Here is a 23,366-nt window from a genome sequence, read left to right on the forward strand (position 1 = left end):
AGGGACGTACGTACGACTGGCTAAGGCTTAACTCTGTAAGGCTCAGCCCTTGAAGCGGGGGAAGGCCGAGCGGCCGGCGTACACCGCGGCGTCGTCGAGGATCTCCTCGATGCGAAGCAGCTGGTTGTACTTGGCGACGCGCTCGGAGCGGGCCGGGGCGCCGGTCTTGATCTGGCCGCAGTTGGTGGCGACGGCCAGGTCGGCGATGGTGACGTCCTCGGTCTCGCCGGAGCGGTGGGACATCATGCACTTGAAGCCGTTGCGCTGGGCCAGCTCGACGGCGTCCAGGGTCTCGGTCAGCGAGCCGATCTGGTTGACCTTGACCAGCAGGGCGTTGGCGGTGCCCTCCTCGATGCCGCGGGCCAGGCGCTCCGGGTTGGTGACGAACAGGTCGTCGCCGACCAGCTGGACCTTGTCGCCGAGCTTGTCGGTGATGACCTTCCAGCCGGCCCAGTCGTCCTCGAACAGCGGGTCCTCGATGGAGACGAGCGGGTAGGCCGCCACGAGCTCCTCGTAGTACTCGGTCATCTCGGCGGCCGAGCGGGACTTGCCCTCGAACTCGTACTTGCCGTCCTTGTAGAACTCGGACGCGGCGACGTCGAGCGCGAGCGCGATCTGCTCACCGGGCACGTAGCCGGCCTGCTTGACGGCCTCGAGGATGAGGTCGAGTGCCTCGCGGTTGGAGCCGAGGTTCGGGGCGAAGCCGCCCTCGTCGCCGAGGCCGGTGGACAGGCCCTTGTTCTTCAGGACCTTCTTCAGCGTGTGGTAGACCTCGGTGCCCCAGCGCAGGGCCTCGGAGAAGGACTCCGCGCCGATCGGGGCGATCATGAACTCCTGGATGTCCACGTTGGAGTCGGCGTGCGAGCCGCCGTTCAGGATGTTCATCATCGGCACCGGCAGCAGGTGCGCGTTCGGGCCGCCCAGGTAGCGGAAGAGCGGGAGGTCGCTGGCCTCGGAGGCGGCGTGGGCGACGGCGAGGGAGACGCCGAGGATGGCGTTGGCGCCGAGGGAGCCCTTGTTGTCGGTGGCGTCCAGGTCGAACATGGCCTGGTCGATCAGGCGCTGCTCGGTGGCGTCGTAGCCGACCAGCTCCGGGCCGATCTGCTCGATGACGGCGAGGACGGCCTTCTCGACGCCCTTGCCCTGGTAGCGGTTCGGGTCACCGTCGCGCAGCTCGATGGCCTCGAAGGCACCGGTGGAGGCGCCGGACGGGACGGCGGCACGACCCGTGCTGCCGTCGTCGAGGCCGACCTCGACCTCGACCGTGGGGTTGCCTCGGGAGTCCAGGATTTCCCGGGCTACGACGACGTCGATGGACGGCACGAGCATCTCCTTCGTGGATGTGACGCTGGTTGTGCGGGGCTGGTGAGCCTTGCGACTAGAGCCTAACCGTCCCGGGACCGTCGGCCACCGACCGACCGTCCCGTGGACAGGGAGACGGTACCTATTGTTCACGCACGGAACAAAGGGACCCGGATGAGACCCGATTGAAGAGTGGGCAAACAGCGCGGGAAAACAAAGAACCCCGCCCCGGTGCGTACGGGGGAAAACGCACCGGAGCGGGGAGCCCGTGGGGACGGGGGGTGGCCCTCACGAGGCCTTGAGTGTGGGGGGAGAGCCTGTGAGGGCGCTGTGGTTCTGGTGGGGCCCGGATGTCACTTCAGGTGCAGCTGCTGGCCCGGGTAGATGAGGTTCGCGTCCTCGACGATGCCCTTGTTCAGCTTGAACAGCTTCTCCCAGCCACCCTCGACCTTGTGCTTCTCGGCGATGCTGCTGAGGGTGTCACCCTTGACGACCTTGTACTCGCCGTCGCCCTTCTTGACCTTCTTGCCGGTCGGGGTGGTGACGGTCTTGCTCGCGGCCGGACGCTCGGCGGAGCGGGAGGCGGCCTGCTGGTCGGTGGAGCGGGTGGTGGTGCTCGGCGCGGTGGTCTTCGAGGGGGCGGCGGGGGCGGCACCGCCGTAGGGGGTGCTGGACAGGCCCGTGCCGCACACCGGCCAGGCACCCTTGCCCTGGGCGGCGAGGACCTTCTCGGCGACGGTGATCTGCTGCGCCTTGGTGGCCTGGTTGGCCTGCGCGGCGTACTGCGTACCGCCGTACGCGGCCCAGGTCGAGGCGGAGAACTGCAGACCGCCGTAGTAGCCGTTTCCGGTGTTGATGGACCAGTTGCCGCCGGCCTCGCACTGGGCGACCGCGTCCCACTCGGAGGCGGTGGCGGCGGAGGCGTTGCCGGCCGCCATCAGCGGGGCGGCGACGACGGCGCCGGTGACACCGGCGAGCGCGATGGCGCGGGTGGCCTTGGACGGACGGCGGTGCTTGCCCTTGCCGGAAAACAGCATGGATCGATCCCCTCACCGACGCCTGCGAGGTGAGCTGTCGGGTTCGGGCCGGTTGAGTTGCCCGGCCGCGCCCCTTCCGGGACACGGCTTCACCCCAAGCCGGTTACGGCATCAACCACCGCTTCCGGCACTTACCTTGGGTCCCCCGCTCCTGCCTACGGCGCATGACGCGACGACTGTTCCCGGGCAACCGCTGGCAGGATTCGGCGTTGCGACTGCCGGGGCTCGTGGTGACGAGCGGCCTTGACCGTAGACAGGCGATCGCCGGAATTTCAAAGACGATCAGGGCTTCTGAGACTCATCCCACACTTTCACCAAACCGGACATTAGGCGCGAAGCGGGGCGTCAACTCCCGCTACTTTTCGCCCTTTTCGGCACCGACTTGCAGGGTCTGACCGGCAGCGATGTGGTCCGGGTCGGCGCCGATGGCCTTCTTGTTCTCGGCGTAGAGCGCGCGCCATCCGCCGTCGACGTCAAGGGAGTCGGCGATGGAGACGAGGGTGTCGCCCTCGACGACGGTGTAGGTGCCCGCGTCGCGAGAGGCGTGGCGGCCGGACGCCGAGGCGCCCTGACCGTTTGCGTTGCTTTCGTCCGCACTGTCACCGCGATGACGTCCGCCGCTGCTGAGCGTGCCGGTGTCGACCAGGCTCCAAGAGCCGCCGGTCTGCCATGAATTGTCCGACTCTTCCGTGGCGGGATCCGTGACGGCGCCCTCGCCTTCCTGCCCCTCACGGGAACCCGGCGATGCGGATTTGTCGGACTTGGGTGCGTCGGCATCCTTGCCCGAGTCGGCACCCTTGTCCTTGTTCTCACTCTTGCCCGGGGACGGCTTGCCGGTCGCATCCGAGGAGGAGTCGGACGAGGATGATGAATCCGACAGGTCGGACGAGTCGGACTTACCGGTGGAGTCGGACGAGTCCTTGGAACCGGAGGAGTCGGAGTCGCCAGAGGACTTGGAGGAGTCGGAGTCACCGGAGTCCGCCGAGCCCGAGCCTCCGACGCCCGTGTCGACGTCCACGGAGCCGGAGTTCGAGGACAGTCCTGCGAGCAGGGCGCAGGTGGCCCAGTGAGTGGTGCCCTGGTCGGCGAGGATCTTCTCGGCGACGGCGATCTGCTGCGACCGGCTGGCCTGGTCGGCACTGGAGGCGTACTGGCCGCCGCCGTACTTGTCCCAGTCGTCCTGGGACATCTGGAGGCCGCCGTAGTACCCGTTGCCGGTGTCGGCGCTCCAGGAGCCGCCGCTCTCGCACTCGGCCACCTTGTCCCACGTGGTGCCGTCGGCCGCGCTGGCGCTCGCGGCACCCAGGAGTGGGATGGCGATGGCGGAGCCAGTCACTCCGGCCGCGACGAGGAGAGCCGGAGCCTGACGGGGGCGACGGTGACGACCGTTCCCGGAGAGCATGCGGAAGCCTTTCGTGCGACAGCTGGGGTGGCGTGGCGCAGGAAACTCGGCGCGCCACACTGATGGGTGAACGTATAGGCAGACGATCACTTGTCACAAGTTAATGCCGCGCAGATCACGTGAAGATCACAGAAATGAACTTCTGTCATCTTCGGCTGTGCCGGGTGTGCTTGGCCGACGCGCTCAGGGGGCGGGCGTGAACTCCACGGGGAGCGTGCGCAGGCCGCGCATGATGAGCCCGCCACGCCAGCGCAGCTCGGCCGGGTCCGCCGCGAGCCGCAGGTCGGGGAGGCGGGTGAGGAGGGTGGCGAGCGCGGTCTGGCCCTCCAGACGGGCGAGCGGGGCGCCCAGGCAGTAGTGGATGCCGTGGCCGTACCCGAGGTGCTGGTTGTCCCGGCGGGACAGGTCCAGTACGTCCGGACCGGCGAACCGCTCCGGGTCCCGGTCGGCGGCGGCGAGTACGACGAGGACCGGGTCCCCGGCGGCGATGTCCTGCCCGCCGACGGTGAGCGGCCGGGTGGCGAACCGCCAGGTGGCCAGCTCCACCGGACCGTCGTAGCGCAGGAGTTCCTCGACGCCGGTCTCCAGGAGGTCCTGCTCCCCGGCGGCCAGGGACCGCTGGAGCCGGTGGCGCTGCTCGGGGTGGGTGAGCAGGGCGTAGGTGCCGTTGCCGATCAGGTTCACGGTGGTCTCGAAGCCGGCGAACAGCAGGATGAAGGCCATGGCGGCGGCCTCGTTCTCGGTGAGGTGCTCGCCGTGGTCCGAGGCACGGATGAGGCCGGAGATCAGGTCCTCGCCCGGGGTGGGCTCGGCGGGCAGCGCCTCCCGCTTCCGGTGGATCAGCTCGGCGAGATAGCCGCGCATCTTCTTCACCGATCGCGCGACCCCGCCCCGGGGCCCTCCGCCGTGCCGGATCATCATCCCGGCCCAGTCCCGGAAGTCGTCCTGGTCCTCGCGCGGGACGCCGAGCAGGTCGCAGATGGCGTAGATGGGGAGCGGGAAGGCGAAGTCGTGGATGAGGTCGGCTTCGCCCTTCTGCGCGAACCCGTCGATGAGGTGGTCGGTCAGCTCCCGCACCCGGGGGGCGAACTCGGCGACCCTGCGGGGCGTGAACGCCTTGCTGACCAGCCGGCGCAGCCGGGTGTGGTCCGGCGGGTCGATGTTCAGCAGGTGCGTCATCAGGTCTGCCTTGCGCTCGCCCGGGATGCCCGTCTTGCCCTTGGCGTGCGCGGGCTCGTCGTGATGCGCCGGGTTCTTGCTCAGCCGCTGGTCGGCGAGGGCCTGCTTGGCATCGCCGTACCGCGTGACCAGCCAGGCCTCGACCCCGCTGGGCAGCCGGGTCCGGTGCACGGGGGCATGCTCGCGGAGCCAGGCGTAGGCGGGGTAGGGGTCGGTGGCGAACTCCCAGGTGAAGAGGTCGGGGGCGGTCGGGGGGTGGGGGTCGTTGGTCACTCCTCGACGGTATCCGGCTTCTCGGGCATCTCGCCGAGCGCCTTCAGGGCACCGGGGTGGCCCATGGCGGCGGCTCTGCGGTACCAGTCCTTCGCTTCCTCCGGGGCGCCCTGCTTCTCGAGGAGGGCGGCCAGGCGATACGCGGCGTACGAGTCACCCTTCCTGTGGCCCTCGTGATAGTGATCACTCGCTTCGTCCGGGCGGCCCGACCCCTCCAGCAACGCGCCGTAGTGGGCGTGGTCCAGGGGATAGGTGCCACTGGGTGCGCAGTAGCCCAGGGCGTCCTCCAGCGTCTCCGGCCGGTCGGCGTACCTGAGCATGTCGGCAGCCTCCTCGTCACCGGCGTCGGCCGCACGGCGGAGCCAGGTCGCGCCGGCGATCCGCTGGTTCCACACCAGGAGCCACATGCCGAGGCTCCTGGCCACTTCGGGCCGCCCCGCGGCGGACGCCCCGTGGTACAGCTCCCACAGCTCCTCGGACCGGCCGCTGGTGACCAACAGATCGGCGAGCAGGTGCTCGGCCTCCGAGTCCTCCTGGTCCGCTCCCACTTGGAGCCACTTCTCCGCGCGATCACGCAGCAGCTTTCCGAGCAGCGTCGCCGCCGTGCCGTCCCCGGCCTCGGCGGCCCTCTCCAGAAACGGCTCGGCCCGCTTCCCCTCCCCGCGCCCCGCGAGCAGTCGTCCGAGGTGTCCCGCCGCCTTGGCCACCCCGGCCTCGGCCGCCCTCCGGAACCAGTCCTCGGCCTCCTCCGCGGACCCCAGGCTCTCCTCGAGCAGCCCCAGCCGGTACATCGCCGCCTTGTCCCCGCTTTCGGCCGCGTCCCCGAACGCGGTCCGTGCCAGCCTTGCCACGGTCTCGAAGTCGTACGCCTCGTCCTCGCGCGCGACCTCCACCGCCCGCTGCCGGAGCACCCCGCCGCCCACCGGCGGAAGGCCTCCGTCCTGCTCAGCCATGTCCACGAGGCAGGCCGCCGGCTCCCACGCCCGGGGTCCGCCGCGGCGCAGCAGCGGCAGCACCCCGAACCGCTTCCCCGCCGCCCACTCCAAAGCGTCCTCCACCGACTCCCGGTCCAGCCCGGCGGGAACCTCGTGGGTCTGGTGCACCTCCAGGATCAGGTCCTGCGGCAGCGGCCCCCCGAGCCCGCACCGCGCCAGATCGACCGCCGCCCGCACCAGCGCGTGCCCGCGCGGATGCCGGTCGGGACGCCGCGCGCGCTGCCACTCCTCCCAGAGCAACGGGGCGAGGGCGAGGTAGGCCGCGACGCCCTCCGCGCCGCTGCGCCGGGCGGCCTGCGCGAGCCTGGGGTCCCCCGCCCCCTCCGCCCTCCCCCGCTCCGCCCGGCTCCATTCGCGAGGCAGCTCCACGAGCTGCGCCAGGTCCAGCACGCGGCCCCGTGACGTCTGCCGGTGCTCGTCATAGGCGTCCTCCCGCAGCGTGGCGACCACGACCACGCCCTGACCGGTCAGCCGGGCCAGCAGCCGGGGCTCCAGGCCGCCGTCGCCGAGGTGGCCGTCGAGGTCGTCCAGCCACAGGACGCAGCGGTCCGGCCCGCCCCGCAGCAGACCGGACAGGCCCTGGAGGTCGGCGTGCCGGGCCGGCGCGTACACCCGGGCGGTCGGGAGCACGGCGGCCAGGGCCGCCAGCGCCGTACGTGACTTCCCGGCGAACGGCTCCCCGAGGACGACCACCAGGCCGCCCTCCGCCAGCGCCGAGCCGACGGCGCCGTCGACATCCCGCTCGACGTAGGGCGGGAGCTGGGGCAGCCCCTTCACCCGCCGGGCCGGCCGCACCCCGTGTGCGAGCGGCTCCAGGTCAGCTGCCGTCGGCCAGTCGGCCGGGCTGGAGTGCGCGAGGGCCGGCGGGCCGCCGTAGGTGTTCTGGATCTGGACGCCGACGACCGGGCCGTGGAAGGTGCCGCTCCGGAAGTCGACGTGGTCCGCGGTGTGGGGCGGACGCTGCTCCCACTCCCCTATCAGCTCGCGCAGCTGTTCCTTCGCCGCTTCCGGGTCCAGAGCGAACATCAGCGTGTTGCTCAGGCGATTGCGCCAGGTCCGCTCATCCAGCTCGGAGGCACTGGGCTCTCGCTCCACGACGGAGGGGAGCTTGGCTGCATACGCGGCGGCATCGTGCTTCCGGAACCACTCCGCGAACCGGTCACGCACCCGCACCCGCTCCGCCGAGCGCAGCCCCGCCACGAGCACCTCGGCTCCCACGCCCGCCAGCTCCGACCCCAGCCTCACGCATGCCCCCAACGCATCGCAACCACGCTCTACGTCAACGGTACTGAGACACAGGCGGTCTGACGGCCCGTAGGGCGGCTAGCCCTTCCTCCTTCCCGTCATCTCCTTCCCTCTGCGTCGCTCTCCCCTTCGCTTTCCGCCGCCCGGATCGCGTCCCGGTACACCCGCGCCGCCGCCCGCAGTGCCGTCTCCGGGTCGACACCGTCCGCCTCGGCCCGCACCGCCAGCGCCAGCAGCTCGTAGCCGATGCCGTCCCCCTGCGGGAGCGGGACGTCGAGGCCCGCCGTGCGGGCACGGGAGGCGAGCTTGGCGGAGAGGGCGAGGCCGGGCTGGCCGAGGGGGACGCCCTCCGTGACCGAGGTGCGCCGCTTCTCCTCGGCCTTGGTGCGCAGCCAGTGCTCCTTGACGTCCTCCGGCGTCTCGGCCTTCTCCTCACCGAAGACGTGCGGATGGCGGTGGATCAGCTTGGCGACGATGCCACCGGCCACGTCGTCGACGGAGAACGGCGCGTCCGGGTCCTCCTCGGCGATGCGGGAGTGGAAGACGACCTGGAGCAGGACGTCGCCCAGCTCCTCCCGCAGCTCCTCGCGGTCGCCGGCCTCGATCGCCTCGACCAGTTCGTACGCCTCCTCGATGCCGTACTTGGCCAGGCCCTTGTGGGTCTGCCGGGACGACCAGGGGCATTCGGCGCGGATGCGGTCCATGACCTGGACGAGGTCGAGGAGGCGGGCACCGGGCAGGTCGTAGGAGGCGGGCAGCAGCTCCAGCTCCGGCATCTGCACCCTGCCGGAGCCGGCCAGGCGTGCCAGGCCGTCGGTGAGGGCGGGCTCTCCCTCTCCCGTGGCCACGACCACCACCGTCCGGCCGCCGGCGCAGGCGTCGACCAGCTCCTGGGCGGCGGGGGACGCCTCCGCCACGGATATGCCGGCCTCCCGCAGATAGGGCAGCTGCGGATGCGCGCCGTCCGCGCACAGCACCGCGTCGGCGGCGCGCAGCGCCTGCCAGGCGGGCCAGGACAGCAGGCCGGGCGCGACACGGTGGCTGGTGGTGAGCAGGACGACGCGGCCGGGGGCGGCTTCGGGACTGGTTGCGTTCACGATCCGAACGTAGCCCACGGCGAAGGGGGACGTGATCGGTTGTCCACAGGGCCAGAGGGGTCATGTGATCGTATGACCGACGGCCTTCTGTCGACGGCTGCCGAACCCGTCGCCGGCCGGCGCCCCGACCACTGCCCCGACCGCTGTCGGATTCGACGTCGCCCGGGTCCGGCCGGACCCGGGCGCTGCCGGACCGTCACAGCACTCCCGGAAGCCCCCGGCTACGCCGTCTGCTGCTGCATTCCGGTCGCCGTGACCTCGCGCACCCACGGTGTCTTGGCGTCCACGCGGCTGCTCTTCTGCACGTCCCAGGAGCCGTAGCGCGGGTTGAGGTCGACGTGGAGTTCCCCGGAGGCCTGGGACAGTGCCTTCCAGAAGGCGGGCTGGCCGGTGTCGGTGCCGAGCTTCGCGGCGAGCTTCTGCGCCTCGATCTGGAGGCGGAGGTTCTCGTCCAGGCGCTCGGGCGCGATGCCGTACTTCTGCAGCCAGGCCGCCTCCAGCCCCTTGATGCCGCCTGCCTGCGTCTCCAGGCCGGTGCGCATCTCGATGACCTCCTTGCGGGTCACCGTGATGCCCTTGTCCTGCGCGGCGCGGTGCAGCACCCGGTCGAGGACCATGTTGTGCAGGGTGTCGCGGGTGAGGCTGCTGGTGGAGGCGAGGACCTGCTGGTACTGGGTCTCGTCCGGCACCGCGGCCCGCTGTGCCTTGCGTACCTCGTTGACCCGGTTCTCCAGCTGGGCGACGGTGATCCGCTGCCCTCCCACGACGGCCGCGGCACCGGGGTGCGCATCGTTTCCGCAGGCGGTGAGGAGGGGTGCCGCGGCGGCGATCGCGGCGGAGAGGACGAGCGCGGTGCGACGGCGGCGGTGCAAGGAGACCTCCCGAGGAGATTGTGCGACGGTGCACAAAGTTCTTGCGGTGATCGATGGTAGGCAGTGGGCAGGCTGCGGCCAACCCATTCGACCAACGATTCACGCGTGCTTCGGGCACCGCCGCGCCGCCCCGGGAGGGATTGCGGCCCGTGGGCTCCGGTCAGCCGGTGACGGCCACCGGCGCGTCCCACGCGTCACGGTCGACGGTGATCGTGACGCCGTTGCGCGTCTCCTTGCTGTTGACCATGTACTGGTGGGCGCGGCTGTGGCCGGTGAACTGGGTGGAGCCCCACGGCCAGTCCGCGGTGGTGGTGTTCTGCTTGTCCCACAGTGCGTACCAGAGGTTGCCCGGCAGGTCCGTCTTGTCAGAGGCGGTGGCGACGGCCTTGGCGCTGGAGCTGGTGAAGCCGTAGTAGCCGGCGCGGTACGTCTTGGCGTGCAGGCCCTTGTCGAAGGCGCGCACGTAGGTCAGCACGGCGTCGTTGCACGCCTTGTTCGTGCTGTCGTACGCCTCCATGTCGAGGTAGATCGGGCTGCCCGTCTTCATGCCGAGCGCGGACGCCTTGGCCACGGCGTCGGCGGCGTCCTGCGCGCCCAGGGAGGCGGCGGTGGAGGCGGTCAGCTTCTCCGGGTTGGAGCCGGACTGGCAGGGCGGCTGGGCGCCGACGTAGATCGGGATGAGCTTCCAGCCCATGGCGGTGACGTCCGTGACCCACTTGGACGTGAGGTTGGGCTGGTTGCAGCCGCGGTTCTTGCCCCCCACGTAGACGGCGGCGGCGCCGTAGAAACCGGTGTGCCAGGCCTGCATCGCGGACTTGGAGGGCGCGGCGCAGGTGTCGAAGGCGCGACCGGTGAACGTCTTCTGCGCGGGCCAGGTGGTGGCGGCCATGGAGGTCTGCGCGGCGATGCCGGCTCCGGCGACGACGGCCGCCCCGGCCACCGCCCACGTGACGTATCTGCGCTTCTGCGACTGCCGATGGCCGGCCATGAACCCCACCCCTGCTCGTGTACACCTGGCAAAACGAAGCGCAACCTATCCGGCGCCGTTCCTGGCTTCGGGAAACACAATCCCCCGAGGACGACAAGAATCTCCCAGGGAACAGCAAAATCTAGCCGCGCATCTGCCCCAGCCACTGCAGGGTGCGGCGGATGTCCGCGGCCAGCGGGTGTCCGGGGCCCTGGAAGCGCTCCACGTCCATCAGCAGCCGCGCGAGCGTGTCGTGGGCGGCCGGCCGGTCCCCGAGGGCGAGCAGCAGGTGGCCGATGCGGCGCCGCACGTCGTGCGCGAGCTGCGGGTCGCCGGCGACGTACTGGTTCTCGTAGTACGGCAGCAGCGCGCGGTACTCGGCGAGCGCCGCCGCCGGTTCACCAAGCTGCTCCAGGCACTGGGCGGCCTCGTAGCGGAAGCGCAGGGACTGGGGGTCGGCCTGGCCGGCCTCGGCGGCGCGTTCGTCGGCGAGGCGGCGCAGTTCGGGCAGCGCGCGCCGGTACTGGCCGTCGTCCATGAGGGTGGCCGCGTACTGCTTGCGCAGGGTGCGCACGACCGGGGAGTGCTCGCCGTGCTGTTCGGCCGCGGCGGGCAGGATCGCGCCGAGTATGTCCACGGCCTGGGTGATGCGGCCCTCCCCGAGGAGCCGCTTGACCTCGTCGACGGCGGCGGCGACATCGGGCTTCTCGGTCACCACCGGCGCGGGCGCGACGGGGGCGGGCCGGGGCGCGGGGGTCCGCGCGCGGTCCGGCCAGGGGGCGTGAGGGCGCAAGAAGGGGCGCGTGGGGTCCAAAGGCGCCCCGGTGGGCGTCCCGCGCGCGGGCAGGAGCAGCGCCAGGTGCTCGTACACCTCCTGCGCGGAGGCCGGCCGGTGCTGCGGGTCCTTGGCGAGCAGGCGCAGGACGAGCGCCTCCAGCGCCTCGGGGACCTCGGGGCGCAGACGGCGCACGGGCAGCGGGGGCTCGTACAGGTGCCGGTGCAGCACGCCGAGCGCCGTGGACCCCGCGAACGGCACGTCCCCGCTGAGCAGTTCGTGCATCAGCACGCCGAGCGCGTACAGGTCGGTGTACGGGCCGACCGCGCCGCCCATCGCCTGCTCGGGCGCCATGTAGGCGGGCGAGCCGATCGGCGAGCCGGTGTGGGTGAGGCGGGTGGTGTCGGTGTCCATGACCGAGGCCACGCCCAGGTCGAGGACGGTGACCGTGCCGTCCTGCTTCACCATCACGTTCCGCGGCTTGAGGTCGCGGTGGACGATCGGCACGGCGTGCACGGCGCTCAGCACGGCGCACAGCTGCGCGGCCACCGCGACCGCCCACTGCCACGGGTACGGGTCGTGCTCGGCGAGGTGGTCGGAGAGGTCGGCGCCGTCGACGTACTGCATGACGAGGAACAGCTCCTCGCCCTCGCTGCCCGCGTCGTGCACGGTGACCAGGCCCGGGTGGTCGACCTGCGCGGTGACCCGGCACTCGCGCACGAAGCGGCGGCGCAGTTCGTCCGCCTCCTGACCGGCCACCTTGTCGGGGCGCAGCAGCTTCACCGCCACCCGCCGGTCCAGCCGCTGGTCGTACGCCGTCCAGACCTGGCCCATGCCGCCCTGTCCGATGAGCGTGGACAGTTCGTACCGGCCGGCGACGACACGTCCGGTCGCCACGGTCACCGTCCGCCCTCGTGGCCGGCGTCCTGCATGCCGTCGTCACGGCCGTCCTGGTGGCCGTCGTGCTTGCGCAGGTAGTCGCTCAGCTCGTCCAGCTCGGCGCGCACCTGGTCGATCCTGGCAGGCGCCGGGCGCTGGGGCGGCGGCGTGGTCAACGGGGGCTGCGGCACGGGCGTGTGCGCCATGGGGGGACGCACGGGCGCGGGGGTCTGCGCCACGGTGGTCGCGGTGAACGGCGCCGGAGGCCGCGGATAGCCGTACCCGGACACCGCCGGGCCGCGCGCGTACGCCTCCCGGAGCTTCTGGAAGTGCCGGACGTCCGCCGCGAGGTAGTACACGAGCGCGATGGGCAGGGCGCCGAGGAGCAGGGTCATCCCCAGGTAGCCACCTGGGGTGTGGACCTCCTCGCCGGGCTCGCTGGCCAGCAGCACGATGGCGAGGATGTCGGCCGCCAGCACCGCCACGAACAGGCCCCAGTCCAGCGACCTGCGGGTGACGGCGGCCAGCCGCAGCAGCATCACCCACGTCAGGAAGCCGATGCTGAGGACCCCCACCGCCACGAACAGCACACGCAGGAAGACCAGCACCGCGGGGTGCGGCGGCTGCTTCACCGGCTGTGCGTAGCCGTGGCCTTGCATGACTGCTCCTGATGCCTGAAATGGGCGTACGGAACCGCCCCGTGTGCTCTGCCGGGCGGACGACACCACTCGTGCGCTGGTCGCATCGAGCATATGGCCCGGCGCGGACAAGCGGCCCGGGTTGTACCGAACCGTTGTCCGGGCCCACGGTCAATCGGGCGCGACGGTGCCGTCCGTGAGCCCGTCGTACATCCCGCGCACGAGCTGCTCCCCGAGCCGGCTCGCGTCGCGCAGCGCCCGCTCGAAATCGTCAAGTGCGCGGAAGCGCGCGCCGTAGCGCCGTTGTTCGTCGAGCGGGAGCCGGGGCAGCTGGAGGCGGCGCACGTCCAGGCGGGTGGCCGTGGACGCGTAGCTGCTGGCCTGGCGGTGGTTGGCCGTGCCACGCAGGAAGCCGGCGAGGAACCAGGGGTCGAGCGCCGCGGGATCGGGGCGCAGGAGCACGAGACTGCGCCCCAGGGCGGCGCCCCCCGTCGCATCGTCGATCACGCGCGCCACCGAGCCGCCACCGAGCACCGGTACGACCACATCGCCCGGCTCGGTCAGCACGGCCTCCTCGTCGCTCTCCGGAAGCGTCCCGGAGGGTGCCGTTCCGGCGAGCACGTCATGGTCGGTGAGCACGGGCACGCGCGCGTGGCCGCCGTTTCCGCCGGTGCGCAGCACCAGCGCGCCCCCGCGCGCGAGTTCGCCCACGGTGGTGAGCGGCCAGCGCGCGGGAGCCCCCGGGTCCGCGGAGGGCGGGGTGAGGTCGGCGGTCAGCCGCAGGGTCGCGCCGAGGCGCTCGCGCACCGCCGCGAGCTGCTCCGCGCCGTCGGCCACGGACGGGGGCGGCAGATGGCGCGCGGGGGCGAGATCCACGTCGTCGTCGAGCAGTTCGATGACCGGCACGGAACGCGCCAGCCCCGGCCGGTCCTCCAGCCGCCCCGCGCGCGCGAAGGCGCGCCAGGCGTCCAGGACGGCGTCCCGGACCGCCTGCCAGTCCGGACCGCCACGCGCCTCGCCCGCGAACCGCCCGGTGTCGGCGAGCAGCACCTCGGGAGCCGCGGGCGTCCGGTCGGGCCGGGCCAACACCCACACATGGAGCGGGATGTTGTACGGCGGCGCCGCCCCGACCGGCAGCGCGACCACGGCCCGCAGCGCGCCCCGGCGCAGCAGGTCGGCCCGGATCCGGCGCCCGGAACGGCGCGAGGCCGCGGCCGGCGGCATGAGCAGGACGGCGGTGCCGCCCTCGCTCAGCCGGGCCAGCGCGTGCTGCACCCAGGCCAGCTCGGACTCGGTGCGCGCGGGGAAGCCGTACTCCCAGCGCGGGTCGTAGGCGAGTTCGTCGTGGCCCCAGTTGCGCTCGTTGAACGGCGGGTGGCACAGGACGGCGTCGGCGCGCAGCTCCGGGTAGGCATCGCCGCGCAGGGTGTCGCCGACGGCACCGTGCACGGTGGCACGGGCGTGGAGCGCGAGCCGCAGCGCGGTCAGTGCGGCGAGGTCGGGGGCGCTGTCCTGGGCGTACAGCTGCTGGTCGGGGCGGGTGTCCACGGCGCGCAGCAGGGCGCCGGTGCCGCAGGCCGGGTCGAGGACGGTACGGGCGGGGCCGGCGAGGTCGGCCATCAGGCGGGCGAGTTCGGCCGGGGTGAGCGTGTACTGGCGTGGATTGGCGTCCAGGTGCCGGCCCAGCAGGAACTCGAAGGTCTGCCGCGCCCCCAGCTCGGCGGCCAGCTCGGCGGCACCGCGCAGGAGGGGGACGGAGGGGAGGAGTTGGGGGCCTGTCGGGGTGTGGATCGCGGGGGCGCCGTGGACGGCGGGTGCGTTGTGCGCGGCGGGTGCGTTGTGCGCGGTCGGTGGGGTGTTCACACCAGGTGGCGTGTTCACGGCGCCCGGAGCTCGGGAGGAGCGAGCCTCGGCGTGAACTGCCGGACCGGAATTCACAGAAAGCGGGCTGTTCACAGCGGATGAGGCGCCCGCCGCCCGGTCCGTGTGAACACCGCGGCCGTACCCGGCACCGAAACGCGGCCCGAGCACCTGCTCCAGCGCACCCGGCAGCATCGCTGCCAGCCGCTCGTCGGAGCCGGCACTCACATCGAGCCAGACGGTGGGGCGCTCATGGATGAGCAGCAGGACGCACCCCGCATGCACCAGGGCGGCGACCGGCCCCTCGGGATGGCCGGCGAGCTGCTGCCAGACCCGTTCGCGCAGCGGGACTTCGGCGAGCTTGCCCTGCTTGCGCAGCCACGCCTCCACCTCGGCCAGGGCGAACGACGGACTGGTCTCGGTGCCGCCGACCGGCTTGGGGAAGTCGCCGTGCCGGCGACGCCAGTTGCTGACGGCGGCACGGCCCACTCCGGCGAGCCGGGCGATACCGGCTGCGGTCACCTCTGTCGCGTTGTCCCGCACCGGCCCCACTCCCCTCGTCCCGTGTGCGCCGAGCATACCGGCGTACACAAGATCCATGCATTCACGCTCGTGTACACAACCCATCCTGTGAATCGTGTTGACTCGGTTCACAGACTCTGATCTTATTGACCCAGCGAACGAGCGGCCAGCGGGAGGGAGCGGTCGCCACGCCAGGGAGGGGTTCCCGCCATGGGAATGAAGGGCCAGATCGCGCTGAGCGCCGTCGTGGGGGTCGTCGTCATCGGTGTCGTGTCCGCGAACGCCGGCAACAGCGACGGCGGCTCCGGCAGCAGCGGCACACACTCTTCGGCATCCACCGCGCACCAGCCCGAGGGGAAGAAGAACTCGGGCGGCGCCGAGGCTGCCGAGGAGAAGGCCGCCTTCGACGGGGACGGCGACTACCAGGTCGGCTCGGACATCAAGCCCGGCACCTACCGCACCACCGGCAACACCGACGGCATGTGCCACTGGGAGCGCACCGCGGACGCCGGACAGGGACCCGACTCCGTCATCGCCCACAACAACGTGACCGGCACGGCCCTCGTCACCATCCGCTCCACGGACGCCTACTTCAGGACGACCGGCTGCAGCGACTGGAAGAGGACGGCCTGATCCGCCTTCCGGTCAGCGTCGGGATGCGGCCGCCTGCCGCGGCCGCACCACCACTCACCACTTCTCTCCGAGCGAGGAACCGCCATGGGACCACCGCACATCCCAAGACCTCTTCACCACAGGCGAAACGTCGAGGATCGACGCCCGCTTTGACCAGCCTTTGAAGCTTCGGTCATCGTTCTGTGGCCCTGACCTGCTTATTCTCTGCACCCCCCACTCGTGCGGCCCCGCTCAACGGTTCCCGGGCCCGGCGCCCGAGGGCGCACCGGCTCCGGACGCCGTACGGCATGCCGTACACACTCCCCCGTTTCACCTCTCTTCTTGAAGGACTGTCATGCGTCTCCCGTGCCGTATCGCCACCCTGGCCGCCGTCGCGGCGCTCCCCCTGGCCCTTTCCGCCTGCTCCTCCGGTTCCTCCTCCGACACCGACGCGAGCGCCAAGCCGGCCAAGGCGGCAAACCCCAACGCCGGTCTGCTCACCGGTACGCAGCTCAAGAAGGTGCTGGCGCCCGCGTCGGCCTTCCCGTCCGGGTTCGCCCGCGAGGCCGACGGTGTCTCGGACAGCGGGGGCCAGTTCCTCGCGGTGTCCAGCAGGAACACCGCAAAGCCCGACTGCACCAGACTGGAGGCCACGTCCTGGATCCAGGTGTCCGGTTTCAAGGGGGGCGTGTCGTTCGTGCAGGACGACTACGTGAACCAGGACAAGACCGAGGAACTGGCCCAGGAGATCGACCAGTTCCAGGGAACCACGGCGAAGACGGTGATGCAGGAGCTGCGGTCCGTCGCCACCCAGTGCGCCACGTTCACGGACACCGATGCACACGCCAAGGTGAAGGTGACGGGCCGGTCCACGGCCGGGCTCGGTGACGAGGCCTACACGATGACGCTGACGAGCGGCACCTGGGAGAGCGGCACCACCCTCATCGCGGCCCGTTCCGGCAACTCCGTGGTCACCGTGCTGTCCACCGCCGGCAGCGACAACGGTGCGGCGAGCGCGAAGAAGCTGACGACCCAGATTCTGGGGCTGTTGAAGGGCAAGACGTCCGCGTGATCCGCACGGCGGGCAGATCGACCTGATCCACCGGATCCACCGGGCCGGCAGCCGGACGCGCAGGGCGGCTGCTGCCGGCCCGGGCCCGGCACCGGGTCACAGCGGGTGCCGCATCCATACGTTGGGTTCGACGTAGACGGCGTACCCGCGCTCCGGTTCGCAGCGGACCGGGACCAGCGCGCCGGGCACCTCCACGTCTCCCGGGGTGTCGAAGGGCAGCCCGGTCCAGCGGCGCCACTCCTCCAACGAGGCGCCCACGGTCATGGAGGCCGGGGCGATCGAGTCGATGGTGGCGCCGACGCGGGCGTGGACGCGCAGCCACGGGTCCTCCGGCAGTCCGTCGGGGCGAACCCGGTGGGCGTACTCGGTGATCGGGGTGTGCGGCTCGCGGTGCTTGGCGCTGGGGCGGACCGGCGCGACGACCTCGCGGAAGCCGCGGGCGCGGGCGTTGTCGCGCATCGCCGAGAGCATGACGGCGGACAGGCCGTGGCCCTGGGCGTGCGGGGCGATGACGACGGAGATCGCGCTGACCGTGTCGGGGCGGGTGCCGCGGCGCAGGTCGGCGAAGGCCCACAGCAGGGTCTGGTCCCAGCCCCGGGCGGGCAGGGTGCCGCGGCCCTCGGCGGCGAGGGAGAAGGGCACGCTGTAGGCGTGGGCGACGACCTCGCCCCGGTCGTCCTCGGCGAACAGCGCGTACTCCGGCAGTTCGGCGGCGATACGGCCGTAGTGGGCACTTCCCACGGGGTCGTTGGTGACGAACTCGGGCCATGTGTCGGCCATCCCGAAGACCGCCGGAAGCCGGTCGGGGCGCTCGGCAAGGCTGCTCACGTGTACGTCCATGCAGGTCACCGTAGGCGGTACGGTCGCGGCGCGGAAACCGGACAAGCAGGTCCCCGGCGGCCGGGGGTACGGCGCGCGAGGCGGACTCAGCCGGGGGCCGGTGGACAGAGGCCCGGGTCGGGGGCGAGGACACTTGACGTCGTCCCACAGAAGGTCAGGCATTCCGCCGTGCTGCGTGCCGGGCAGCGTCCGGCACGCTCGCGTTTCGGCGACCCGACGGACCCGGCCCGGCTCACCGCGCGCGGAACCGCTCCGGGGCCTTCGTCGGGTTGCCGCCCGTGGGCAGTTTCTGGCTCGGGCAGGCGGCGAGGACCTCCTTCATCGCGGCCTTCTCGGCGGCGGTGACCCACAGGCCGTACTTCTTCTTCACGGCCACCTGGGCGGCCACATAGGTGCAGCGGTAGGCCTTGTGGGGCGGGACCCAGGTGGCCGTGTCCCCGTCGCCTTTGCCGCGGTTGGTGCTCGCATCGACCGCGAGAAAGTTGAGGGGGTCGTTGGCCAGGGCTATGCGCTTGCTGGGGTCCCAGTACTTCGCGCCCTTCTGCCAGGCGTCCGAGAGGGCGACGACGTGGTCGATGTCGACCTGGCTGCGACCGCGCCGGTACGTGATGTCCTTGCCGGAGTAAGGGTCGGGCTCAAGGAGGCCGTAGGTGACCTTGCAGGTGCCGCCGGTGAACTTCACCTCCTTCAGATCGCGCTTGAGTATGTCGTCGCGGGTGTCGCAGGAGTTGGAGTCGGTGTCGGCCCAGGCGGTGCCGAACCGGGCCCGGGAGTAACCGGTCTTCGGAGCTCGGCCCTTGACGGTCAGTGAGTCGACGGCGGTCAGGGCCCCGCCCCCTCCCCCGCCCCTTGTCCCTTCGGGTCCCGATGACCCCTTGGTCTGCTCACCCGTGCAGCCGGCCACGGCGACCGTCATGACGACCACCGCGGTGACCGCCCCGCCCCTCAGACGCGTCACGATGCGTCCCCCTTGCTCGCCCTGGTCCGCGCCGGTCTTGCGGGCGGATCGTTCCTGTCCCCCACGGTAACGGGCGTGTACCGCCCGGCAGATGGCACCTAAAGGGGCGATTCGGGGCAAGAAGGAAGCGAGTTGGGGCATGTGGCGCCCCGGAGGGGGAGCCCGGCGGGCGGGTCTGTGCGCCCGCTCACCCCTTGCCCATGCCCAGGGTGGATTCCGAGGGCAGCAGTCCGGAGGGCACGACAGCGACCCGGTAGTCGCCCAGGAGATCGGCGAGCCGTTCGGGGGCGGACCGGCCGAAGGTCTGCCAGGGGCCGACGGCGAGGCGGTCGGTGTGTTCCTCCACGCTGCGGCGCAAGGGGCGGCCCGCCTCCGTGGCCGTACCGCTCGACGGGTCGAGGTCCGCGAGGAGCAGGGCTGCTATGTGGCCGTCGCCACGGTGTTCGCGCAGGATCGTGGCCGTCTGTCAGAACTGGAGGTGCGGGGCTTCGGGCCAGGGCAGTTCGGCTCCCTGGAGGAGAGCCGGGGCGTGGTGGTGAACGTGACGACCTCCGTCGGCCAGCGCGGCTGGCCCGGCAACTCGCTGTACGCGGCGGGCAAGGCGGCCCTGGAGGTGCTGACCCGCAGCTGGGCGGTCGAGCTGGCGCCGCGCGGGATCCGGGTGGTCGCCGTGGCCCCGGGCGCCATCGAGACGCCGATAGCCGACCACTCCGGCTACACCCCCGAGGAGCGTGCCGCCATCCGCAGGTGGCAGCTCGACCACACGCCGCTCGGCCGGGTCGGGCGCCCCGAGGAGGTCGCCTGGGCGATCACCCGGCTGGCCTCGCCCCAGGCCTCCTTCGTCACCGGCGTGGTCCTTCCGGTGGACGGCGGAGCGGTGGTGGCCTGACGCGCGCCCGGGCCGGCGCACCGGTTCACGGAGCCGTGCTGCCCACCTCGCTCAGCGCCGCGGCCAGCCGGTCCCGCACTGCCACCTGGGCGGCGATCCGTGCGTCGATCACGGCCAGACGGTCCAGGGCGACCCGCACCGCCTTGGCCGGGACCGGCCCGGCCGTGACGTCGCCGTCCAGGCAGGGCAGGAAGACCCGTACGTCGTCCAGGGTGAGGCCGGCGTCCAGAAGGTGCCTGATGTTGCGGACGCGGACGAGCGCACCGGTGTCGTACTCGCGATAGCCGTTGGCGGCGCGTTCGGAGATGATCAGGCCCTCCTGCTCGTAGTGCCGCAGGGCGCGCGGTGTCGCCCCGGTCGCCTCCGCCAGCTCGCCGATCCGCATGCCGAGCGCCCCCCTCCGCTGTCTACGACCCGAGGATCGAGGCGAGGAACTCCCCCACCCAGCCCAGCAGTTCGCGGCCGACGAGCGGCTTGCCGCCCACCTTCGCGGTCTTGGGGCGCGGGACCAGCAGCTGGTGGACGGCCGGCTTGATGACCGTGCCCGGGTACAGCCGCTTGACCCGCAGCTCCTGCGACTCGCGCAACTCCACCGGTGCGAAGCGGATGTTGGTGCCCTGCAGGACGATCTCGCCGACGCCGCACGCGCGCGCGAGCATTCTGAGCCCGGCGACCAGCAGCAGGTTCTCCACCGGTTCGGGCAGCTTGCCGTAGCGGTCGGTGAGTTCCTCGCGGACGGCCTTGATGTCCTCCTCGGAGTTGGCGGAGGCGATGGCGCGGTAGGCCTGCAGGCGCAGCCGTTCGCCGGGCGCGTAGTCGTGCGGGACGTGGGCGTCGACGGGCAGCTCGATCTTGACCTCGAGCGGGGGTTCCTCCTCGATCTCGCCGGTCTCCAGCTGCCGCCGGTAGTCGGCGACGGCTTCGCCGACCATGCGCACGTACAGGTCGAAGCCGACGCCCGCGATGTGCCCGGACTGCTCGCCGCCGAGCAGGTTTCCGGCGCCGCGGATCTCCAGGTCCTTCATCGCCACGTACATGCCCGCGCCCATCTCGGTGTGCTGGGCGATCGTCGCCAGGCGCTCGTGCGCGGTCTCCGTGAGCGGCTTCTCCGGGGGGTACAGGAAGTAGGAGTAGCCGCGTTCCCTGCCTCGTCCCACGCGGCCGCGCAGCTGGTGCAGCTGGGACAGGCCGAAGGTGTCACCGCGCTCCACGATCAGCGTGTTGGCGTTGGAGATGTCGATGCCGGACTCGACGATCGTGGTCGACACCAGGACGTCGAACTTCTTCTCCCAGAAGTCGACGACCACCTGCTCCAGGGCGGATTCCGACATCTGGCCGTGGGCGGTGGCGATGCGTGCCTCGGGGACGATCTCGCGCAGTCTCGCCGCCGCACGGTCGATGGACTCGACCCGGTTGTGGATGTAGAAGACCTGGCCCTCGCGCAGCAGTTCGCGGCGGATGGCCGCGCCGATCTGCTTCTCCTCGTACGGCCCGACGAAGGTGAGCACCGGGTGCCGCTCCTCGGGCGGGGTGGTGATCGTGGACATCTCGCGGATGCCGGTGACCGCCATCTCCAGGGTGCGCGGGATCGGTGTCGCGGACATGGTCAGCACGTCGACGTTGGCGCGGAGCTTCTTCAGCTGCTCCTTGTGCTCGACGCCGAAGCGCTGCTCCTCGTCGACGATGACCAGGCCGAGGTCCTTGAACCTGGTCTCCGAGGAGAAGAGTCGATGGGTGCCGATGACGACGTCGACCGCGCCGTCCTTGAGCCCCTCCAGGGTCGTCTTCGCCTCGGTGTCGGTCTGGAAGCGGGAGAGTGCCCGCACGTTCACCGGGAACTGCGAGTACCGCTCGGAGAACGTGCCGAAGTGCTGCTGCACCAGCAGGGTCGTGGGGACGAGGACGGCGACCTGCTTGCCGTCCTGTACGGCCTTGAAGGCGGCGCGGACCGCGATCTCGGTCTTGCCGTAGCCGACGTCGCCGCAGATCAGGCGGTCCATGGGGACGGACTTCTCCATGTCCTCCTTGACCTCGGCGATGGTGGTGAGCTGGTCTGGGGTCTCCGCGTAGGGGAAGGCGTCCTCCAGCTCGCGCTGCCAGGGCGAGTCGGTACCGAAGGCGTGGCCGGGGGCGGCCATGCGGGCGCTGTAGAGCTTGATCAGGTCGGCGGCGATCTCCTTGACGGCCTTCTTGGCGCGCGCCTTGGTCTTCGTCCAGTCCGCGCCACCGAGGCGGTGCAGGGTGGGGGCTTCGCCGCCGACGTACTTGGTGATCTGCTCCAGCTGGTCGGTGGGGATGTAGAGGCGGTCGCCGGGCTGGCCGCGCTTGGCGGGGGCATACTCGACGACCAGGTATTCGCGGGTGGCGCCCTGCACGGTGCGCTGGACCATCTCGATGTAGCGGCCGACGCCGTGCTGCTCATGGACGATGTAGTCGCCCGGCTCCAGGGTGAGCGGGTCGATGGTCTTGCGGCGGCGGGCCGGCATGCGGGCGCCGTCCTTGCCCGCGGCCTTCTGGCCGGTCAGGTCGGTCTCGGTGAGGACGGCGAGCCGGAGCGACGGGTCCACGAAGCCGTAGTCGATCGAACCGCAGGAGACGTGCACCAGGGAGGGGCTCAGCTCGCCGAGGTCGGCGTCCAGGCGGGCGGCGATGCCCTCGCCGCCGAGCACCTCGACCGTGCGGGCGGCGGGGCCGTGGCCCTCGGTGACGAAGACCGTGCGCCAGCCGTCGGCGAGCCAGCCCTTGGTGTCGGCGAGGGCCTTGGCGGTGTCGCCGCGGTAGGTCTCGGGGGCGTGCATGGCGAGCTTGAGGGTGTCCGCGTCGAGCTCCTCGTCGGCGGCGAAGGGCGAGACGGACCACCACATCATGTCCAGCTCGCGGGCGCGGTCGCGGACGTCGGCGATGGACCACAGGGAGGCCGCGCCGACGTCGATCGGGGCCTCGCCGCCGCCTGCGGTGGCGGCCCAGGAGGCCTGCAGGAACTCCTGGGAGGTGGCGACGAGGTCGGCGGCACGCGTGCGTACCCGCTCCGGGTCGCACACGACGGCCATGGAGCCCTTGGGCAGGACGTCGACCAGCAGCTCCATGTCGTCCACCAGGACCGGCGCCAGGGACTCCATGCCCTCCACCGCGATGCCCTCGGCGATCCTGCCGAGCAGTTCGCCCAGTTCCGGGTGTTGTTCGGCGAGGGCACGCGCGCGGGTGCGGACGTCCTCGGTCAGCAGGAGTTCGCGGCAGGGCGGGGCCCACAGGCCGTGCTCGGCGACTTCGAGGGAGCGCTGGTCGGCGACCTTGAAGTAGCGGATCTCCTCGACGTCGTCGCCCCAGAACTCGATGCGCAGGGGGTGTTCCTCGGTGGGCGGGAACACGTCCAGGATGCCGCCGCGTACGGCGAACTCGCCGCGCTTCTCGACCAGCTCCACGCGCGCGTAGGCGGCCGCCGCGAGGGCTTCCACGACTTCGTTCAGGTCGGCGCTGCGGCCCGTCCTCAGGGACACCGGCTCCAGGTCGCCGAGGCCCTTGACCTGCGGCTGGAGGACCGAGCGCACGGGTGCGACGACCACGGAGACCGGGCCGGTCTCGGGGTCGTCGGGGCTCGGGTGGGCGAGGCGGCGCAGGACGGCGAGGCGGCGGCCGACGGTGTCGCTGCGCGGGCTGAGGCGCTCGTGCGGCAGGGTCTCCCAGGAGGGGTACTCCACGACGCCCTCCGGGGGCAGCAGCGAGCGCAGGGCCGCCGCCAGGTCCTCGGCCTCGCGGCCCGTCGCCGTCACCGCGAGCACCGGGCGGGCGGCCTCGCGGGCGAGGGCGGCGATCGCGAAGGGGCGGGCGGCGGGCGGGCCGACGAGGTCGACGTGCATGCGGTTGCCGTCCGCGGCCGCCGTGATCGCTTCCGCGAGGGCGGGGTCCTTGACTAGGGCGTCGAGCAGACCGTGCAGGCTCATGGAGGAGGCTT

The 23,366-nt window shown here is 71.7% G+C and carries 17 protein-coding genes, 2 pseudogenes and 1 riboswitch; of the genes and pseudogenes, 3 read left to right on the top strand and 16 right to left on the bottom strand.

All coding sequences use genetic code 11. The annotated features are described in order from the left end of the window. Nucleotides 1-42 precede the first annotated feature (42 nt). The 11 genes from eno to ABZ471_RS06890 form a co-directional block, all read right to left on the bottom strand. Nucleotides 43-1,329, bottom strand: coding sequence for a phosphopyruvate hydratase (eno, locus tag ABZ471_RS06840; RefSeq protein WP_359063212.1), 1,287 nt, complete (start codon nucleotides 1,327-1,329; stop codon nucleotides 43-45). A gap of 326 nt (nucleotides 1,330-1,655) precedes the next feature. After that, complete coding sequence (locus ABZ471_RS06845) at nucleotides 1,656-2,339, bottom strand: transglycosylase family protein (protein WP_359063214.1); 684 nt, start codon at nucleotides 2,337-2,339, stop codon at nucleotides 1,656-1,658. A gap of 4 nt (nucleotides 2,340-2,343) precedes the next feature. Beyond that, a riboswitch (cyclic di-AMP (ydaO/yuaA leader) is annotated at nucleotides 2,344-2,512 on the bottom strand. Between the two features lie 182 nt (nucleotides 2,513-2,694). After that, on the bottom strand, nucleotides 2,695-3,741 hold the full coding sequence (locus tag ABZ471_RS06850) for a transglycosylase family protein (RefSeq protein ID WP_359063216.1): 1,047 nt from the start codon (nucleotides 3,739-3,741) through the stop codon (nucleotides 2,695-2,697). Between the two features lie 183 nt (nucleotides 3,742-3,924). Beyond that, complete coding sequence (locus ABZ471_RS06855; RefSeq protein ID WP_359063218.1) at nucleotides 3,925-5,193, bottom strand: cytochrome P450; 1,269 nt, start codon at nucleotides 5,191-5,193, stop codon at nucleotides 3,925-3,927. Beyond that, nucleotides 5,190-7,433, bottom strand: a complete 2,244-nt coding sequence (locus ABZ471_RS06860) for a hypothetical protein (RefSeq protein ID WP_359063220.1) — start codon at nucleotides 7,431-7,433, stop codon at nucleotides 5,190-5,192. The genes ABZ471_RS06855 and ABZ471_RS06860 overlap by 4 nt, the downstream gene beginning before the upstream one ends. Nucleotides 7,434-7,531: 98 nt before the next feature. Then, the gene (locus tag ABZ471_RS06865; RefSeq protein WP_359063222.1) at nucleotides 7,532-8,530 is read right to left on the bottom strand and encodes a nucleoside triphosphate pyrophosphohydrolase; all 999 of its coding nucleotides are present in this window, start codon (nucleotides 8,528-8,530) and stop codon (nucleotides 7,532-7,534) included. Between the two features lie 221 nt (nucleotides 8,531-8,751). Beyond that, nucleotides 8,752-9,402, bottom strand: coding sequence for a SurA N-terminal domain-containing protein (locus ABZ471_RS06870; protein WP_359063224.1), 651 nt, complete (start codon nucleotides 9,400-9,402; stop codon nucleotides 8,752-8,754). A gap of 160 nt (nucleotides 9,403-9,562) precedes the next feature. Continuing rightward, nucleotides 9,563-10,390 (bottom strand): glycoside hydrolase domain-containing protein, encoded by an 828-nt coding sequence (locus ABZ471_RS06875; protein ID WP_359063225.1) that lies wholly within the window; start codon nucleotides 10,388-10,390, stop codon nucleotides 9,563-9,565. 121 nt (nucleotides 10,391-10,511) lie between these two features. After that, the gene (locus ABZ471_RS06880) at nucleotides 10,512-12,005 is read right to left on the bottom strand and encodes a serine/threonine-protein kinase (protein ID WP_359063364.1); all 1,494 of its coding nucleotides are present in this window, start codon (nucleotides 12,003-12,005) and stop codon (nucleotides 10,512-10,514) included. Nucleotides 12,006-12,043: 38 nt separating this feature from the next. Continuing rightward, nucleotides 12,044-12,682 carry a hypothetical protein gene (locus ABZ471_RS06885; RefSeq protein WP_359063226.1) on the bottom strand — a complete coding sequence of 213 codons (639 nt, stop codon included), beginning with the start codon at nucleotides 12,680-12,682 and terminating at the stop codon, nucleotides 12,044-12,046. Between the two features lie 150 nt (nucleotides 12,683-12,832). Beyond that, entirely contained in the window at nucleotides 12,833-15,064 is a 2,232-nt protein-coding gene (locus tag ABZ471_RS06890) for an N-6 DNA methylase (protein ID WP_359063366.1), read from the bottom strand. A gap of 189 nt (nucleotides 15,065-15,253) precedes the next feature. On the opposite strand from ABZ471_RS06890, the gene ABZ471_RS06895 reads away from it, so the two are divergent. Both ABZ471_RS06895 and ABZ471_RS06900 read left to right on the top strand, forming a co-directional pair. After that, nucleotides 15,254-15,676, top strand: a complete 423-nt coding sequence (locus ABZ471_RS06895; protein WP_359063228.1) for a hypothetical protein — start codon at nucleotides 15,254-15,256, stop codon at nucleotides 15,674-15,676. 334 nt (nucleotides 15,677-16,010) lie between these two features. Further along, the gene (locus tag ABZ471_RS06900) at nucleotides 16,011-16,727 is read left to right on the top strand and encodes a hypothetical protein (RefSeq protein ID WP_359063230.1); all 717 of its coding nucleotides are present in this window, start codon (nucleotides 16,011-16,013) and stop codon (nucleotides 16,725-16,727) included. A gap of 96 nt (nucleotides 16,728-16,823) precedes the next feature. On the opposite strand, the gene ABZ471_RS06905 is transcribed toward ABZ471_RS06900, so the two are convergent. The 3 genes and pseudogenes from ABZ471_RS06905 to ABZ471_RS06915 form a co-directional block, all read right to left on the bottom strand. Further along, on the bottom strand, nucleotides 16,824-17,567 hold the full coding sequence (locus tag ABZ471_RS06905; RefSeq protein ID WP_359063232.1) for an N-acetyltransferase: 744 nt from the start codon (nucleotides 17,565-17,567) through the stop codon (nucleotides 16,824-16,826). A gap of 232 nt (nucleotides 17,568-17,799) precedes the next feature. Further along, nucleotides 17,800-18,525 (bottom strand): HNH endonuclease family protein, encoded by a 726-nt coding sequence (locus ABZ471_RS06910; RefSeq protein ID WP_359063234.1) that lies wholly within the window; start codon nucleotides 18,523-18,525, stop codon nucleotides 17,800-17,802. Nucleotides 18,526-18,712: 187 nt separating this feature from the next. Continuing rightward, a pseudogene (locus tag ABZ471_RS06915) lies at nucleotides 18,713-19,033 on the bottom strand (hypothetical protein); the annotation flags it as partial. Between ABZ471_RS06915 and ABZ471_RS06920 the strand changes: the two are divergent. Continuing rightward, nucleotides 19,034-19,414, top strand: a pseudogene (locus ABZ471_RS06920) (SDR family oxidoreductase); the annotation flags it as partial. 25 nt (nucleotides 19,415-19,439) lie between these two features. On the opposite strand, the gene ABZ471_RS06925 reads toward ABZ471_RS06920, so the two are convergent. Beyond that, nucleotides 19,440-19,799, bottom strand: a complete 360-nt coding sequence (locus ABZ471_RS06925) for a MerR family transcriptional regulator (RefSeq protein ID WP_359063235.1) — start codon at nucleotides 19,797-19,799, stop codon at nucleotides 19,440-19,442. A gap of 22 nt (nucleotides 19,800-19,821) precedes the next feature. Further along, nucleotides 19,822-23,355, bottom strand: coding sequence for a transcription-repair coupling factor (mfd, locus tag ABZ471_RS06930; protein WP_359063237.1), 3,534 nt, complete (start codon nucleotides 23,353-23,355; stop codon nucleotides 19,822-19,824). Nucleotides 23,356-23,366 lie beyond the last annotated feature (11 nt).

The sequence above is a fragment of the Streptomyces sp. NPDC005728 genome, from assembly GCF_040630895.1.
GTDB lineage: Bacteria > Actinomycetota > Actinomycetes > Streptomycetales > Streptomycetaceae > Streptomyces.